Origin of the sequence: Bradyrhizobium sp. 1(2017), from assembly GCF_011602485.2 — a bacterium.
Taxonomy (GTDB): Bacteria; Pseudomonadota; Alphaproteobacteria; order Rhizobiales; family Xanthobacteraceae; genus Bradyrhizobium.
The window spans coordinates 1,844,284-1,858,330 of the sequence record NZ_CP050022.2; the positions used below are offsets into that span (position 1 = coordinate 1,844,284).

Consider the following 14,047-nt stretch of genomic DNA (forward strand, 5'->3'; position numbering starts at 1 on the left):
TGCATGGCTGTCCACACCTCCAGCGCAGCGGAAGCGGCTGCACCCACGACCCGCGACCGCATTCTCACCGAAGCGCTCGATCTGTTCGCGCAGAGCGGCTACGGTGGCGCCTCGATGCGCGAGCTCGCGCGCCGCGTCGGCATCCGCGAGAGCAGCCTCTACAATCATTTCCCCGGCAAGGCCGCGATCCTCGAAGCGATCGTTGCCGAGCACGGTCCGGCCAGTTCGGCGAGCCGGCTGGAGGAGCCGCGCTACAGGCAGCTCGCGCGCCAGCCGGCCGCGTTCTGCCGGCAGTTTGCGCTGGACCTCGTCGAGCAATGGTCCGATCCGCGCGAGCACCAGTTCCAGAAGGTCATCACCGCCGAGCGCAACCGCGTGCCCGGCATCCGCGCCAAGTTCGCCGATCATTTCTACGCGCGCGAGCAGAGCATGATGACGGACTATTTTCGCGGCTTCGCGCTCGCAGGCCTGATCTCGACGCCGGATCCGCGCGAGACCGCGCGGCTGTTCGCCGCCGGACTCATCTACATCCGTCTCGAGCATTACGTGATGGGCGCCGCACCCTCGCCGCGGCCGAAGGTGATCGACGCGATCGACCGCTATCTCGCCTTCTTCCTGTCGCTGATTGCAGCGGATGGCGGGACTACCGACAACAAGAAACGAAAAGCAAAGGGAGAGAACCGTGGCAAGGCTGCCCCTGATTGATCCGGAGACGACGAGCGGCGACATCCGCGCCTCGTTCGACCGCATGCCGGTCAAGCTCAACATCTTCCGCATGATGGCGCACGCCGAGGCCAACATGATCCCGGCGATGCGGCTCGGCAATTCCATCCTGCACAAGCAGAAGCTCAGCGCGGTCAACCGCGAGCTCCTGATCCTCCAGGCCGCGCAGCTCGAGGGCGGCGCCTATGAATGGCGCCAGCACGTGCCGATCGCGCTCGGCGTCGGCTGCACCCAGGGACAGATCGATGCCGTCGAGCGCAGCGATTATGATGCCGCCGCGCTGAGCGAGGCCGAGCGCGCCCTGCTCAAGTTCGGCCGGGAGGTCGTCGAGAACGTCCGCGTGCCCGAGGCGACCTTCGCTGCTGCGCGAAAGCATTTCAGCGACCAGGAGATCGTCGAATCCATCGTCGCGCTCGGCTTCTACATGATGATGGTGCGCCTCACCGAGGCGACCGAGACCGATCTCGATCCCGCCGCCGGCATGAAGGTCTATGACGGCGGCAGGAAGTAGGCGGCTGAGATGATGGAAACCGAGAGCAAGCCGGAGCGCTATGTCCGCCCGCCGAGCGCGGAGTCATCAGGCGAAGCGCCGGGCAGGGGGCGGTTGAAGGGCCGCCGCATCCTCATCGTCGGCGGCGGCCAGCGCGTGTTCGACGCCGCCACCGATCCGATCGGCAACGGCCGCGCCATGAGCATGCTCTGCGCCCGCGAAGGCGCGAAGGTCGCGGTGGCCGATCTCAACCGCGGCTCTGCCGAAGAGACGGTTAAGCGCATCACCGGCGACGGCGGAGAAGCCTTTGCGATCGCAGCCGACGTCACCTCTGAATCCGACGTCCAGCGCATGATCGACGAGGCCTGCCGCGCCATGGGCGGCCTCGACGGGATGGTGCTGAACATCGGCACCTTCGGCAAGGTCGGGCTCGATCACGTCAGCCCGGAAGAGTGGAACAGGATCTACGACGTCAACGTCCGCGGCCCCATGCTGTGCTGCCGCGCCGCACTGCCGAGATTCGACGATGGCGGCACCATCGTCTTCATCTCCTCCATCGCTGCGCTGAAGGCGGGCTCGCAGATGGCGGTGTATGATTCCTCGAAGGCTGCGCTCGGCGGCCTGATGCGCAACATCGCCCATCTCGGCGCGCGCCGCGGCATCCGCGCCAATCTCGTCTATCCCGGCCTTGTCGACACCCCCAACGGCCGCGAAGCCGGCGCCGGCCGCCCTAACCGCGGCAAGGGCCACATTCCCTTTGGTCGTCAGGCCACCGCCTGGGAGATCGCCTACGCCGTGCTGTTCTTCCTGTCGAACGAAAGCGTCTATGTCACCGCGCAGACGCTTGCCGTGGACAGCGGCCTGAGCGGGATGTAGCCGTATCGAATGCGCAAGCCTCGCGCAATCGCGCAATGGGATCAAACTGCCGGGCAATATTTGCAGCGTTGCGCGGGATCTGCGTCGCTTCGACGAGGAAACGCGATAGAAATCAATCGCGCCTCGCTGGCACAGAAATTGCCAAGTAATTCCATGCAACGACCACAGGAATCCAGACGTGACCAGCGTCAGCTACACCGTCCCGCCGAACTGGACCGCAGGCTCCGATAAAACGGGCGCGAGCAAGAACAAGAATCCGAACGATCCGAACATGCTGACGACCGGCGCCTATGGCAGCGCGTTCGAGCTGATGCTGGACAACCGCGCCAACGCCGACGGCACCACCACGGAGACGCTCACCTACAAGAGCTACAGCGGCAAGACCAACGGCTCGTTCTCCGCCACCGCCGAGACGGCGACAGGCGCCGATCTCGGCAGTGCCTATCAGGCCCTGCTCGCCACGCTTCAGGCCAATGGCGAAATGGACGACAAGACCGCCGCACAGCTCAACGACGCCATAGGTAAGCTCGATACCCAATCCGGGGGCGGTGCCAGGGATGCTGCGGTCTCCGGCGGCGGCCTGCTGGTGCAGGCGGGGGGTCCGGTCTATTTCAACGGCATCTCGGCCTATCAGAACCGGTTCGTAGATTCGCTCGTCAACGAGCTGAGCACCAGGCTGAACCTCGACGCCAAGGCGTGAGAAGGCCGCCCATCAAACAGGTTGGCAAAGCCGCCCCATGGCGCGCATGATGAGTCGATGACATCGGCCCATACGCGTTTCTCGGACGGCACCCAGGCATGAAGACCACGCTGCTCAAATCAGAAGCTTACACCCGCTCGCCCTGGAAGAACGGCGGCGGCGTCTTCACCGACATCGCCGATGCCCATCGTGCAGGCAGCCCGGTGAACGATTGGGACAGCCTGCTCTGGCGTTTTGCCTCGACGCCGATCGTCGCGCCCGGGCCCTTCTCGTACATGCCCGGCATCGATCGCCTGCAGATGGTCGTCGGCGGACGCGGGCTGGTGCTGAAATCGCCCACGCAGGATTTTGACGAGCGTGAACCTTTTACGACGGTGCGGTTCACCGGTGAGACGGAAATCGTGACCGCGCTCGAGTCCGGTCCGGTCGAGGTCGTGAATCTGATGGCCCGGCGCGGGGCGGCGGAGATCGCGCTGCTTGCGCTCCGCGAGCCCGGCGAGCGGCAGCTGCCCGCCGGAACACATCTCGTTTACGCGGCGCACGGCGACTGCCAGATCCGTCTCGATGGCGAGGATCTTTCGATTTCGCACGAAGACACGCTGAAGGTCGAGTTGACCGGGGCTTCCACGCTTGCGCTCGTTGCGGGCTTGGCCGTGCTGGCATCGATCCGCATTGTCAGCTAGCACCTCGCCAAGCTGCGCGCAAACCCGGCAATCGGGCAGGTTGACGCAGCGGCATCGGAGCACGATATCTGCTCCGATGCAGACCGCCGCTCGAGAGGCAGGACATGAACGCGCGACCAGACAATCCCGCCTCCAGCACGCCTGCCGACGGCGTGATCGACTGGCTGACCAACGGCACGCGCGACGAGCGCTTCATCGACAACATCTTCGCGCAGATGTGCATCCGCCTGCAGCAGGCGGGCATTCCGCTCAAGCGGTCGACGCTTCACGTCATGATCCATCATCCGCAATGGCTGGGAGCCCGCATGATGTGGTCCGACGGCAAGCGCGAGGCGGAAATCACCCTGGCCGACTATGAAGTTCGCGAGCGCTCCGAATATATCGGCAGCGCCGCCAACGAGATTCATGACGGCGCCGACGAGGTGCGCGAGAAGCTCGAACAGGAGTCCGCGCTCGGCCGCAAGCATGCCCTCTATGACGAGATGCGGTCGCTGGGCCTCACCGACTATGTGGCCTGGCCGATGCTCCACACGCTCGGCAAGCGCCATCTCGTCACCTTCGCGACCGACCGGCCCGGCGGTTTCGAGGACGCCCACATCGCGGGCCTGAAGAAGCTGTTGCCGGTGCTGGCGCTGGTCAGCGAGATCCGCATCAAGAACCGCCTGGCGCGGACGCTGCTCGAGACTTATGTCGGCTCCCATGCCGGCGAGCTGATCCTCGCCGGCGCCACCCGGCGCGGCACCGGCACCACCGTGCGCGCGGCGATCATGATCTGCGACCTCAGGGACTTCACCAAGATCTCCGACAACTGGCCACGCGACGACGTCATCGATCTGCTCAACGATTATTTCGATGCGATGTCCGAGCCGATCGCGCGGCATGGCGGCGAGATCCTCAAATTCATCGGCGATGGCCTGCTTGCGATCTTTCCGCTGAGCCAGCCCAATGCCTGTGCGAATCTCCTTCATGCCGTGACCGAGGCCCGCAAGGCCATGGTCGCGCTGAACGAGCGCAACAACGGGACCGGCCGCGCGCCGCTCAATTACGGCATCGGCGTCCATGTCGGCGACGTCATGTACGGCAATATCGGATCGTCGAGCCGGCTCGACTTCACCGTCATCGGCCCCGCCGTCAACATGGCCTCCCGCCTCGAGGCGCTGACCAAGACAATCGGCAGGAAGGTGCTGCTGTCGCGCGATTTCGCGGAGCTAGTCGAGAAGGAGTTCGCGCTGGAGCACGTCGGCCAGCACGAGGTGCGCGGCTTCAGCGATCCGATCGAGCTGTTTGCGTATCCGGGCTGAGCGGCGACCGGCTACCGAAGGCGAGAAGATTGCGCCTATTTGCGGTTCGTGCCGGTGGTGTTCGGCTGGGCCTGCTGACCGCCCTGGGTTTGCCTGGAGAGGTCGTTGTCTCCCGGCCGCATCGTCTCATGTCCGCTCCTGGGCATTGAGATCAGGCAGCCCCGGCCCGGCGGTCCGGGGGCGGGAGTCGGGCCGAGGCCGCCATTTGCCGGAATTGTGGAACCCCGACGCGGGGCAATGCGCGGGAACGCGGGGCGTTCCTATTTGCTGTTGGTGGCGCGGGCGGTGTCGCCAGGCCGACCAGCGATCCTGTTCCTCCCGGTGGGCGTGCTCGTTCAGCCGGTCGGCGATCTCATCCGCAGTTTGCGCGCGCGCCTGAAAGAGGGGCCGCAGACGAGCTATCGCACTTAGCGGCCGGTTCGAGCTACTTCTCGACGGGGCCTGACCAATCCTTGAAGCCGCCGACATTATAGACGTTCTCGTAGCCCATATCCTTCAGGAGCTTGCCGGCCAGTGCCGACCTGCCGCCGGACGCGCAGTACAGAATGACGGACTTGCTCTTGTCGAACGCCTTGTCGTGATAGGGCGATTCCGGGTCGGCGCGAAACTCGAGCATCCCGCGCGAGACGTTTACGGCGCCCGCGATCTTGCCGCTGGCTGCGACTTCCGGCGCATCGCGAACGTCCACGACGAGCGTATTGCCGTTCTTGATCATCTCGGCCGCCTGGTCCGAGGTGATCTTGGGGACTGCCGCGTTCGCAGCTTCCAGCATTTGCTTGACGCTCGTTGCCATCGTTTTTCTCTCCCTTGCCGCCCCGTGCATGAGGATAGCACATCGATTTGGGCTGTGCCCCCTCCAGCCGATGGACGCGGTGCCTGCGCAAACGCGGCGTTTTGTCGGCTTGCCCTCGATGTGGCGGGCCGAACGCGTCGTGCGGTTGGGCAAATGCGGGCGCCTTGTTGAAAGAGATCGCCGCCCAGGGCTCGTAAGCTGTTTTCGTTGGCGGCTCAGAAACCAATGCCGCCCGCTTCATCGGGAGACGAGGCAAGCCCGGTGCAACACAAGAGGTGAACGGCGACATCGGGCGTGACACCAAGAGGAGACGTCAATGGCAATCTGCTCCGTAGATCTTCATGGCCGAACCGGGCGCTGTGCAGTTTGCGACGGCAGGTTCGGTCTCGTCAGGTATTACGCGTGGCGCAAGCCGCTTTGTTCGAGGAAGTGCGTCGAACGTTTTGCGACGCGCCGCCAGGACGACCGCAACTGGGTAGGCCGTTTCCCGATCGCCTTCGACATGCCTCCAGAGAACCGAGTGAGGATCCCATGACGCTGCAGATGTCAGGACGAGGCAAGCAATATATGGAGACGGCGCAGAGCCTGCTGCGCGCGGCCCGGAGCATGACCGACGAGGTGGTTGCGACCCGGCTGAAGCTGCTGGCCGATGATTATCAGCGGCGCGCCGAAAAGGCCGTGAGCGACGATGCCGCCAAATCGGTGGCGCGCTCGGCCGCCAGGACCGAATACGACTGGTCGAAGGAGTTCGTGTGAGATGATCCGGATCATTGCCGTGCTCTGCAGCCTCTCGTCTCCGACGGACTGTCATGAACAGGTCGTGACGACCTCGGACCTCGCGGACGTGACGATGCAGTCGTGCCTGGTGGGCGCGCCGCAACTCGCCGCATGGATGGCGCAGCATCCGGGCGAACGTCTGGCCGCATGGCGCTGCACGATCGGCAAGCCGGCCGGCGGCAGGGGCGCGTAACGACGCGAGCTCTGGCCCGGAGGCGGGATAGGGGCGGCCCTGTTGCCAACGCCGGGTTGTGCGACTACGTTTTGCGAAGAGCTACGCAAACGGTCGTTGGCCGCACTTTCATGCCGAAATTCCTCCGCATCGGAGTCCATCAGTCCAACGTCTCCGGATACACGTCGAAGGCGTGGTGTGTCCGGCGCGTCGGCTCGGCGATTTTCCTGAAATGGGGTGCCGTGGAGGTGCAAGGCACCGGTGCCGGGCGCCAAGTGTACTGGTCGCGATCGCCGCAGGAGAAGACGATCCGTTGCCGCACTGCGCAGCGTGCGCAGGATTATGCCAAGGCCGCGATCGCGCGGCGCCGCAGCCATCGCTATGAACCGCTGACCGGGCCGATCGCCCTGCAACTCCGTCCCGCGATGCGGAGCTCCGAGCTCAAGCAGGCCCTCGCCACCATCCTGATCGTCGACATCGTCGGTTCTACCGCAAAGGCTGCCAAGCTCGGCGATGCGCGCTGGACCAAGGTCATGGGCCATTATTACGCGGCGGTCCGCAAGGAGCTGAAGACGTGCCGCGGCAAGGAGGTCGTGACCACCGGCGACGGCGTGCTGGCGACCTTCAGGAAGCCTGACGCCGGGATCGCTTGCGCGACCGCGATCCAGAAAGCCATGCGCACGCTGGGCCTGGAGATCAGGGTGGGCCTGCATGCCGGCGAATACACGATCAGCGGCGGAGAAATGGTCGGCCTCGCCTTCCACATCTGCACCCGCCTCGCCGCCAAGGCGCGCGCCGGCGAGGTGCTGGTGTCGAGCGCGGTGAAGGAACTGATGACGACGCAGACGCAGATCAGCCTGAAGGATCACGGCATGCACCGGCTCAAGGGCGTGCCGGAGCGGTGGAGGCTGTACAGGGTCGTGGGGTGAGAAGTTCTCGAGCTCGGGACTTGTCTCGATAACAATGGGTCAGTGATCGGGATAAATCAGCGCGATGTGCCTGGGGCGGTTTGCGCGGGAGCGATCCATTCGACCCCGGGTGCCTGTGTCTGACGCAGGATGGTCCCGACAAACCCGGTAAGCAGATCTCGTACTGCCTCGGCGGCATTGGTCAAAGGAAAATTGCCGGACGAGATCATGGAGCAAGTGAGATAGACAGGTGGCTCGATCGCCTCGGGCTCGCCGAGGTCGTCCCCCGACATGTCGGAAAGATCGCCCTTTGGCAGTACCGAGCCGCCCACGCCCGCCCGCACGGCGGCAATGATGTTTGCCACGACGTCGGCCTCCATCACGACGTTCGGCGAGAGCATCGCTGCCGCAAAAACTCGATCGAGCGCGGTGCGCGTGATGTTCGGGGAAGGCGGCAGGATAAGCGGCAGCGATGCAAGGTCGACGAGCTGTATCGGTTTGCCTTTCGATGCCGCGCGATGGCGAACCAGAAACAGCCGCTGTTTGAACAGCGGTGTGCGTGCGACCGTCGGGACGAATTCGTCCTCCAGCACCAGGCCGAGGTCGAGCTCATGCTCGGTGACGCGCCGCTTGATCGTTGGACTGTCGGAGACCGCCATCCTGAGGACGACATCGGGAAGAGACGTCTTGCATCGCTCCATGAATGCCATTGGCGCCGTCGTCAGGAAGGTCGACGACATCCCGAGCCGCACAATCCCCTTCGTCTGCCCGGTACCAGATCGCACGATGCCGGGGAGCTGCTGCAGTCGTCTCAGGATGGAGGATGCCTCCCGGTAGAGGACCTCGCCGGCGGCGGTCGGGCGAACGCCGCGTGCGCTGCGCAGGAGCAGGCTCACGCCAAGCTGCTCTTCGAGTTGCGCGATCTGCTGGCTTAGCGCCGGCTGCGCGACGTGGATCGTGGATGCCGCGCGAGAGAAGCTGCCCGCGTCAACCACGCTGACGAAATAATGCAGGTGACGGTACTGCATCATGCGATCAGTTCCGTGCCGGGCCGCGTGTTCCCCGCGATCTGGTCTTTCATGAAGCGGATCAAGACGTTCTTCACGGCTTCGCCGGCGTGCGTCAGCGGGAAATCGCCGGAAGAAACCAGCGAGCATGTCAGGAATATCGGCGGCTCGATGAGCAGCGGTTCGGCGAACGCACCCGGATAGACGTTCTCGAACGTCCCGGCGTTGAAGATGGAGCTTCCGACCCCCGAGCGTACCGCAGACAGCTCGCTGAGCGCGGCATCGGTCTCGGCGATGATGTTTGGCGTGAGCTTCGCCTCCGCAAAGGCGCGGTCGATGACGATGCGCCGGTGCTTGGGAAGTGGCGGCAGCACGAGCGGCAATTTTGCGACCTGCTCGAGCGAGATCGTGCCTCGGCACTCTGCCAGACGCTCACGTGTCACCAGGTAGAGACGTTGCCGGTAAAGGGGATGGCGTGAGAAGTTTGGCACGAAGTGATCTTCGAATACGACGGCCAAGTCGAGTGTTTGCGCCTCGATTCGGGCTTGAAGCAGGTCGCTGTCGCCGTCCGAGAATTTCAGCGTTACTTTCGGGAGGGCCTTCTTGCATGCGGCCACGGCCGGACCGGCAAGGGCGCCCGCGATCGCCACCGTCATTCCGAAGTTGACGATACCCTCGACGTCACCGGAGCTCGACCGCACAATTCCGGGAAGCTGCTCGAGCTGACGCAGGATTTCGGTGGCCTCGCAAAACACGATCTCGCCGGCGGCTGTGGGACGTACGCCGCGCGAACTTCGCTCCAGCAAGGCAATCCCGAGTCGCTCTTCAAGCTCCCCGATCTGCTGACTGAGCGCAGGTTGCGCCACATGGATTTCTGCGGCGGCGCGCGAAAAGCTGCCGGCTTCGACCACCTTCACGAAATAGCGCAGATGACGAAACTGCATGACCGCGTGCCGCCCCGACCGCTCTCCCAGCTGGCTCGAAAACCGTCCGTCCCGTCCGACTGCGGAGCCGCCGATCCGCAATATTGCACGCAGCGGGCGAGCCGGCACCTGCAAAGTTGTCGCGACAATGCAAGAGGTTACGGGGAGGATGCAAATTTTCGGCTTGCCGCGGCAGAACGCCGATCAGCGCCTTGGCCAACTGCGCGATGGCGGCATGGCGGACTTGGTCGAGCGAGGCTCCGAAAGGTTCAATCGAGACCATCACGAACGCTTGTCGGCCTGATCGGCCATATTAGCCGCCGATACCTCTATATCGAGGCCATATTTGTTTTCGATGGCGGTCTGGATCATTGATCCGCCCGCGCTGGCGACGATCCACCGGGCTGCCCCGTCGTCCCGATCCGTGCCGCGGCGCTTTGCAAAATCATCTTCTTCCAGAGCCGCCAACACTTGGTCTGTCTCAAAGGTTCAATGTCCCTACGCGGGTTTGCCGCGACGAGCGGCAATTCGCGATCCGTCATTTCAACGGTCCCCCACATGAGCAAAAAAGGAGAATTCTTATGCGTAAAACCTGCCTCTCTGCCGCCGCCGTCATTGCGGTTGTCCTCGCTACGGCGCTTGCCGGCGCACAGCCAGCAGCGGCGCGAGATGGCTGCGGTGCCAATCGGTATCGCGGGCCGGGTGGCGCCTGCCACTGGTTCGGCCGCGGCCCCTATCCGAACGGCTTCTATGGCCCGCGCATGGCTTCAAACGGCTGCCCTCCTGGCTATTGGCACGGTCCGTGGGGGCATTGCCGCGATACGCCTTATCACGGCCGACTCCCTGGCGGTGGCTGGCAATAAGCAGTCCAGCGTCATGTCCAATCGGATAGCCGTCAGAGCGCGCAGCGACAGCCTGTCGTCGCATATCCTGCCGGTATCGGGAACGATGATCGGGGTCTGCACGACCCTGATCGGCCTCGTGAAGATCGCAACCCTCAAGCACGGCACGTCGCATGTCGACCAGTACGCTGCATTGGTCGCCGTGACGTTCCTGGCGAGCGCGATGACGTCATACCTGTCGATCCGCTGGTCGGATCGGGCGCAATTGAGCACCCGCATCGAGCGGCTGGCCGACGTCATCTTCCTTTGCGGTCTGGCTGGCATCACGCTCGTCGCAACCTTGTTCGCGTACGAGGTGATCTAGTTTCGCATTTGCGCGTCAACGCATGGGCATCGAACCGATGCACAGGGGCGAAAGCCGGCGCGGTCATTCAATGGAGAGAACGATGTTTCGGAATTCAATCAAGATTTTGAGCGCGGCGCTCGTGATGATTGCGATCGACGGCGGAGCGGCCTTTGCCCAGGGCACGATGCAGCAACAGGATGCTTGCCGCCCGGACGTATTCCGGCTCTGCGGCAGTTACATCCCGAATGTGGGCGCGATCGTCGCCTGTCTGCGCGGCAATGAGCCGAGGCTGAGCGAGGCGTGCCACCAGGTCATGTTCTCTGACGGGAACCAACAGTACCAGCAGGCAGCGCGGATGCGCGCCGGAGACGACCGGTAATGCCGGGACCGGCATCTGTTCAAACCCCGATCTCATGAGGCGACCATGTCTGCTTCCACCAGCGCCGGAAAGTCGCGGCTAACGCGTTGCCTTGCAGCCGTCGTGTGCTTGGCGACATTGATGTTCCGGGCAAGCGATGCCGGCGCGCAAACGCCGTTCTATCGCGCAACGCCACAAGAACTCGACGGGCCACCCGGTTCGCTGATCCGTTCCGAGCCGATGGCGTTTGCTCCCGCAGGCGCGCAGGCGTACCGGGTGCTCTATCGTTCGGTCGGTATGCAGGGCGAGCCGATCGCCGTGTCCGGCGTCATCGTCGTCCCGCCCGGACCCGCACCTGCGGGCGGTCGGCCGATCGTGGCTTGGGCGCACCCGACCACCGGTGTGGTGCCGCATTGCGCGCCCTCGCTCGCGATCTTCGTTTTCCAGCAGATGGCCGGGCTGCGCCGGCTGATCGAGCAGGGCGCCGTCGTGGCGGCCACCGATTATCCGGGGTTGGGCACCGCAGGTCCGCATCCTTATCTCGTCGGAGCCAGCGAGGCGCGGGCGGCGATCGACTCGGTGCGGGCGGCGCGCACCCTGCCTGACGTCGGCGACGGCAACAGCTTTGCCGTATGGGGTCATTCGCAGGGCGGCCAGGCGTCGCTCTATACGGGCCTGATCGCGAACACCTACGCGCCAGAGCTTCGACTCGTTGGTGTTGCGGCCGCCGCGCCTGCAACGTCCCTCGTGACGTTGATGGGAGACGACTTCAAGAGTGCGGGCGGCAAGAATCTGACCGCGATGACGTTGTGGTCGTGGTCGCGGGTGTACGGCGCACCGATCGATCGCGTCGTGCTGCCTGAGGCGATGCCGACGATCGACCGGCTTTCGAACGAGTGCATTGAATCGGTTTTCGACATCCTGGAGCGCCGGAAGACCGAGAAGCCGCTTGAGCAGCAGTTCCTGTCGGTGCCGAACATCGCTGCCGTGCAGCCCTGGCGGTCGCTGGCCATGCGCAACAGCCCGGGCACGCTGCCGCCGACGATTCCTCTGTTTCTCGCCCAGGGCACCGCGGACAACATCGTCCGGCCGGAGGTCACGCGAAGCTACATGCAGCGCCAATGCACGGCGGGCGGCAAGGTCTCCATGATGTGGGTGCCCGGCGTGGGTCATGGATTCATCGCGCGGGATAGCGCGGATGCCGCGGTGGCCTGGATGATGGACCGATTCGCGGGACGCCCCGCACCGAGCGATTGCGGCAAGTCGGTTGCCGACGCCGCGGCGGTCGAGGCCGCGCAATAGATTTTCCAATTGTATCAAGAATTGCACACGAGAAAATCGAGGTTTAATCATGAATTCCGTTTCGACGATACGCGTTCGGCGTGGACAATCCGCATTGCGCTGCTCGGCAGCTCTCAGCGGTCTTACCCTGCTCGGACTTTTCGGGCTCTGCTTCGCGGCAAACGCGGCGGACAAGCCGCCGCTGGCGCCTGACGTCGCAGCGCCTTTCAGCACGAATTCGCGGCTTTCGGCGTCGCTCGAATTCAGTCTCCCGGCGCTTGCCGCCGATATCGAGCGGGATATCCCGCGCCGGCTTGCCAGTATCGATGAGCGCATCAGTTGCGTGCATCGCCGCGTGCTGTTCTGGAAGGTCAATGCCAATTGCGATGTGTGGGGCTATGTCGAGCGATCCGGTCCGGTGTCTCTATATGGCCGTGGCGACCGCGTTTATGGATCGGTGCCGATCTACGGCGCGTTGGAGGGGCAGGGGGCCAACCGCTTCACCGCGCGTATTCATGGGGAGACCGAGGCCAGCGCCACGATCGAGGCTTCGGCACGTCCGCGGCTTGGTCAAGACTGGTCGCTGGATCTGGATTTCAGCGACGGCTTCCGGTGGAGCGAGCCGCCGGTTCTGCAGGTGATGGGCCGGGAAATTCCGCTGGCCAAATATGCCGAGCCGAGGATCAGATCTGAACTGGGCACGGTGAGGTCGCGCGCGCTGACGGCAGCGCGCCGCCTCGATCTGCGCGACAAGGCAGCAACGGCCTGGCGGCATGCGTTCGAGCCGATCGCGCTTTCGGACAGTCCGGCCATCTCACTGCAAATGGCGCCGCAGAGCGTTTCCTTCGCCGGGATGCAGGCCGGCTCACGGACGTTGCGCGGATCCATCGAATTGTCCGGAACCGCGCAAACGGTGATCGGTCAGGACCGGCCGGCGGTAACCGCAACGGAATTGCCGCCGCTCGGTCAGAGTGTCGACGCGCCCGGCGCTTTCGACGTCATTTTGCCGGTGCAGATCGGCTACGGCGTGCTGAAGGACCGGCTGATGCAGGCGGTGCTGGCGATGCCGCCCGTGGCGGGTCTCGCGGTTCGGGAAGTCGACCTATATCCGTCATCGGGCAAACTCGTCGTCGGCCTGCGCGTCGCTGGAACTGCCGACACCGGCCCTGATGCGGGAAGATGGGTCTACCTCTCCGGCGCGGTCCAGGCCGATGCCGACGGTCGCATGATCCGGCTGTCCAGCCTCGATGTCGTGACCAGCGACGAAGGTCTGTCTGCGCTGGTCGATCCCATCGCGACCCAACTCGGGTCGAAGATGAATGTCGATTACGGCGTCGCCTACGACAATCTGCTGGCTGCGGCCAACACGAAGCTGAACAGGCCGTTGAAGGACGGTTTCCGGATGGAGGGAAATCTCGCGTCCGCCAGACTGGAGAACGTGTCGCTGCTCGCCGATGGCGTGGTGATCGCGGTACGTGCCAGCGGCGAACTCAAGATCCTGTACGGCATGTGAGGCCTGAGCAGATGCCCCGGCGATAGCCGCGGCGTGGATTCGGCTCCGAGCACCGGTTCGCCACGATACAGGTCGACGAGGTCCGGAAAAAGGCGCGATTCATGCCGTTTCTGGCCGCGAATCCTAGCATTTGCAGCAAGACGTAGGTGATGCTACATAATAAAGCGTAGGCACCTGGCTGAACTGCTGAAAGGCTGAATTCGATGCAAATTCGTACGCTTCCGCGCCGGCGCTTCGGTTCGACCGGTCGGGCGGCAAATGTCGCCTTCCGCCTTCCGGCCGTCGTCACGTTGGGCTTGATCGGCGCGATGGGGCCGGCGCTTGCGCAGCAGGGTTCCGAAGGCGCGGCAATAG

Annotated in this window: 18 protein-coding genes; 14 read left to right on the forward strand and 4 right to left on the reverse strand. The window is 64.3% G+C overall.

Annotated elements, in window-relative coordinates:
- Nucleotides 1-3: 3 nt before the first annotated feature.
- The 6 genes from HAP40_RS08850 to HAP40_RS08875 all read left to right on the forward strand — a co-directional run bounded on the left by HAP40_RS08850 (nt 4) and on the right by HAP40_RS08875 (nt 4,773).
- Nucleotides 4-705, forward strand: coding sequence for a TetR/AcrR family transcriptional regulator (locus HAP40_RS08850; protein WP_166818169.1), 702 nt, complete (start codon nt 4-6; stop codon nt 703-705).
- The gene (locus tag HAP40_RS08855; RefSeq protein ID WP_166818168.1) at nt 683-1,234 is read left to right on the forward strand and encodes a carboxymuconolactone decarboxylase family protein; all 552 of its coding nucleotides are present in this window, start codon (nt 683-685) and stop codon (nt 1,232-1,234) included. Before HAP40_RS08850 ends, HAP40_RS08855 begins: the two co-directional genes overlap by 23 nt.
- A 9-nt stretch (nt 1,235-1,243) precedes the next feature.
- Nucleotides 1,244-2,089, forward strand: coding sequence for an SDR family NAD(P)-dependent oxidoreductase (locus HAP40_RS08860; RefSeq protein WP_166818167.1), 846 nt, complete (start codon nt 1,244-1,246; stop codon nt 2,087-2,089).
- Nucleotides 2,090-2,267: 178 nt separating this feature from the next.
- On the forward strand, nt 2,268-2,789 hold the full coding sequence (locus tag HAP40_RS08865; RefSeq protein WP_166818166.1) for a hypothetical protein: 522 nt from the start codon (nt 2,268-2,270) through the stop codon (nt 2,787-2,789).
- Nucleotides 2,790-2,887: 98 nt separating this feature from the next.
- Nucleotides 2,888-3,472 (forward strand): HutD family protein, encoded by a 585-nt coding sequence (locus HAP40_RS08870; RefSeq protein ID WP_166818165.1) that lies wholly within the window; start codon nt 2,888-2,890, stop codon nt 3,470-3,472.
- Between the two features lie 104 nt (nt 3,473-3,576).
- On the forward strand, nt 3,577-4,773 hold the full coding sequence (locus HAP40_RS08875) for an adenylate/guanylate cyclase domain-containing protein (protein ID WP_166818164.1): 1,197 nt from the start codon (nt 3,577-3,579) through the stop codon (nt 4,771-4,773).
- A gap of 424 nt (nt 4,774-5,197) precedes the next feature.
- On the opposite strand, the gene HAP40_RS08880 is transcribed toward HAP40_RS08875, so the two are convergent.
- A complete protein-coding gene (locus HAP40_RS08880; RefSeq protein ID WP_166818163.1) occupies nt 5,198-5,566 on the reverse strand; it encodes a rhodanese-like domain-containing protein in 369 nt (122 codons plus the stop codon).
- Nucleotides 5,567-6,097: 531 nt separating this feature from the next.
- Between HAP40_RS08880 and HAP40_RS08885 the strand changes: the two genes are divergently transcribed.
- The 3 genes from HAP40_RS08885 (at nt 6,098) to HAP40_RS08895 (ending at nt 7,444) form a co-directional block, all read left to right on the forward strand.
- On the forward strand, nt 6,098-6,322 hold the full coding sequence (locus HAP40_RS08885) for a hypothetical protein (protein ID WP_246741154.1): 225 nt from the start codon (nt 6,098-6,100) through the stop codon (nt 6,320-6,322).
- A gap of 1 nt (nt 6,323) precedes the next feature.
- Nucleotides 6,324-6,536 (forward strand): hypothetical protein, encoded by a 213-nt coding sequence (locus tag HAP40_RS08890; RefSeq protein WP_166818162.1) that lies wholly within the window; start codon nt 6,324-6,326, stop codon nt 6,534-6,536.
- A gap of 110 nt (nt 6,537-6,646) precedes the next feature.
- Nucleotides 6,647-7,444 carry an adenylate/guanylate cyclase domain-containing protein gene (locus HAP40_RS08895; protein WP_166818161.1) on the forward strand — a complete coding sequence of 266 codons (798 nt, stop codon included), beginning with the start codon at nt 6,647-6,649 and terminating at the stop codon, nt 7,442-7,444.
- Between the two features lie 56 nt (nt 7,445-7,500).
- On the opposite strand, the gene HAP40_RS08900 is transcribed toward HAP40_RS08895, so the two are convergent.
- From HAP40_RS08900 to HAP40_RS08910, 3 genes are all read right to left on the reverse strand, one after another.
- Nucleotides 7,501-8,454: a LysR substrate-binding domain-containing protein gene (locus HAP40_RS08900; protein ID WP_246741153.1), complete on the reverse strand. Its 954-nt coding sequence runs from the start codon at nt 8,452-8,454 to the stop codon at nt 7,501-7,503.
- The gene (locus HAP40_RS08905; RefSeq protein WP_166818160.1) at nt 8,451-9,374 is read right to left on the reverse strand and encodes a LysR family transcriptional regulator; all 924 of its coding nucleotides are present in this window, start codon (nt 9,372-9,374) and stop codon (nt 8,451-8,453) included. Before HAP40_RS08905 ends, HAP40_RS08900 begins: the two co-directional genes overlap by 4 nt.
- A gap of 261 nt (nt 9,375-9,635) precedes the next feature.
- Nucleotides 9,636-9,824: a hypothetical protein gene (locus tag HAP40_RS08910; RefSeq protein ID WP_166818159.1), complete on the reverse strand. Its 189-nt coding sequence runs from the start codon at nt 9,822-9,824 to the stop codon at nt 9,636-9,638.
- 110 nt (nt 9,825-9,934) lie between these two features.
- Here HAP40_RS08910 and HAP40_RS37305 point away from each other — a divergent pair, with 110 nt between their 5' ends.
- The 5 genes from HAP40_RS37305 (at nt 9,935) to HAP40_RS08930 (ending at nt 13,693) form a co-directional block, all read left to right on the forward strand.
- Nucleotides 9,935-10,216: a hypothetical protein gene (locus HAP40_RS37305; protein WP_414645376.1), complete on the forward strand. Its 282-nt coding sequence runs from the start codon at nt 9,935-9,937 to the stop codon at nt 10,214-10,216.
- Between the two features lie 13 nt (nt 10,217-10,229).
- The gene (locus HAP40_RS08915) at nt 10,230-10,559 is read left to right on the forward strand and encodes a hypothetical protein (protein WP_166818158.1); all 330 of its coding nucleotides are present in this window, start codon (nt 10,230-10,232) and stop codon (nt 10,557-10,559) included.
- An 82-nt stretch (nt 10,560-10,641) separates the two neighbouring features.
- The gene (locus HAP40_RS08920; protein ID WP_166818157.1) at nt 10,642-10,920 is read left to right on the forward strand and encodes a hypothetical protein; all 279 of its coding nucleotides are present in this window, start codon (nt 10,642-10,644) and stop codon (nt 10,918-10,920) included.
- Between the two features lie 120 nt (nt 10,921-11,040).
- Complete coding sequence (locus HAP40_RS08925) at nt 11,041-12,201, forward strand: alpha/beta fold hydrolase (RefSeq protein WP_166818156.1); 1,161 nt, start codon at nt 11,041-11,043, stop codon at nt 12,199-12,201.
- The gene (locus HAP40_RS08930) at nt 12,167-13,693 is read left to right on the forward strand and encodes a DUF4403 family protein (RefSeq protein WP_246741152.1); all 1,527 of its coding nucleotides are present in this window, start codon (nt 12,167-12,169) and stop codon (nt 13,691-13,693) included. The genes HAP40_RS08925 and HAP40_RS08930 overlap by 35 nt, the downstream gene beginning before the upstream one ends.
- Nucleotides 13,694-14,047 lie beyond the last annotated feature (354 nt).

Bases quoted from the DNA above. Each gene is read 5' to 3' on its own strand.
- HAP40_RS08875 (WP_166818164.1), top strand. From the start codon at position 3,577: ATGAACGCGCGACCAGACAATCCCGCCTCCAGCACGCCTGCCGACGGC.
- HAP40_RS08885 (WP_246741154.1), top strand. From the start codon at position 6,098: ATGACGCTGCAGATGTCAGGACGAGGCAAGCAATATATGGAGACGGCG.
- HAP40_RS08905 (WP_166818160.1), bottom strand. From the start codon at position 9,374: ATGCAGTTTCGTCATCTGCGCTATTTCGTGAAGGTGGTCGAAGCCGGC.
- HAP40_RS08890 (WP_166818162.1), top strand. From the start codon at position 6,324: ATGATCCGGATCATTGCCGTGCTCTGCAGCCTCTCGTCTCCGACGGAC.
- HAP40_RS08870 (WP_166818165.1), top strand. From the start codon at position 2,888: ATGAAGACCACGCTGCTCAAATCAGAAGCTTACACCCGCTCGCCCTGG.
- HAP40_RS08895 (WP_166818161.1), top strand. From the start codon at position 6,647: ATGCCGAAATTCCTCCGCATCGGAGTCCATCAGTCCAACGTCTCCGGA.
- HAP40_RS08920 (WP_166818157.1), top strand. From the start codon at position 10,642: ATGTTTCGGAATTCAATCAAGATTTTGAGCGCGGCGCTCGTGATGATT.
- HAP40_RS37305 (WP_414645376.1), top strand. From the start codon at position 9,935: ATGCGTAAAACCTGCCTCTCTGCCGCCGCCGTCATTGCGGTTGTCCTC.
- HAP40_RS08860 (WP_166818167.1), top strand. From the start codon at position 1,244: ATGATGGAAACCGAGAGCAAGCCGGAGCGCTATGTCCGCCCGCCGAGC.
- HAP40_RS08900 (WP_246741153.1), bottom strand. From the start codon at position 8,454: ATGATGCAGTACCGTCACCTGCATTATTTCGTCAGCGTGGTTGACGCG.
- HAP40_RS08915 (WP_166818158.1), top strand. From the start codon at position 10,230: ATGTCCAATCGGATAGCCGTCAGAGCGCGCAGCGACAGCCTGTCGTCG.
- HAP40_RS08925 (WP_166818156.1), top strand. From the start codon at position 11,041: ATGTTCCGGGCAAGCGATGCCGGCGCGCAAACGCCGTTCTATCGCGCA.
- HAP40_RS08850 (WP_166818169.1), top strand. From the start codon at position 4: ATGGCTGTCCACACCTCCAGCGCAGCGGAAGCGGCTGCACCCACGACC.
- HAP40_RS08880 (WP_166818163.1), bottom strand. From the start codon at position 5,566: ATGGCAACGAGCGTCAAGCAAATGCTGGAAGCTGCGAACGCGGCAGTC.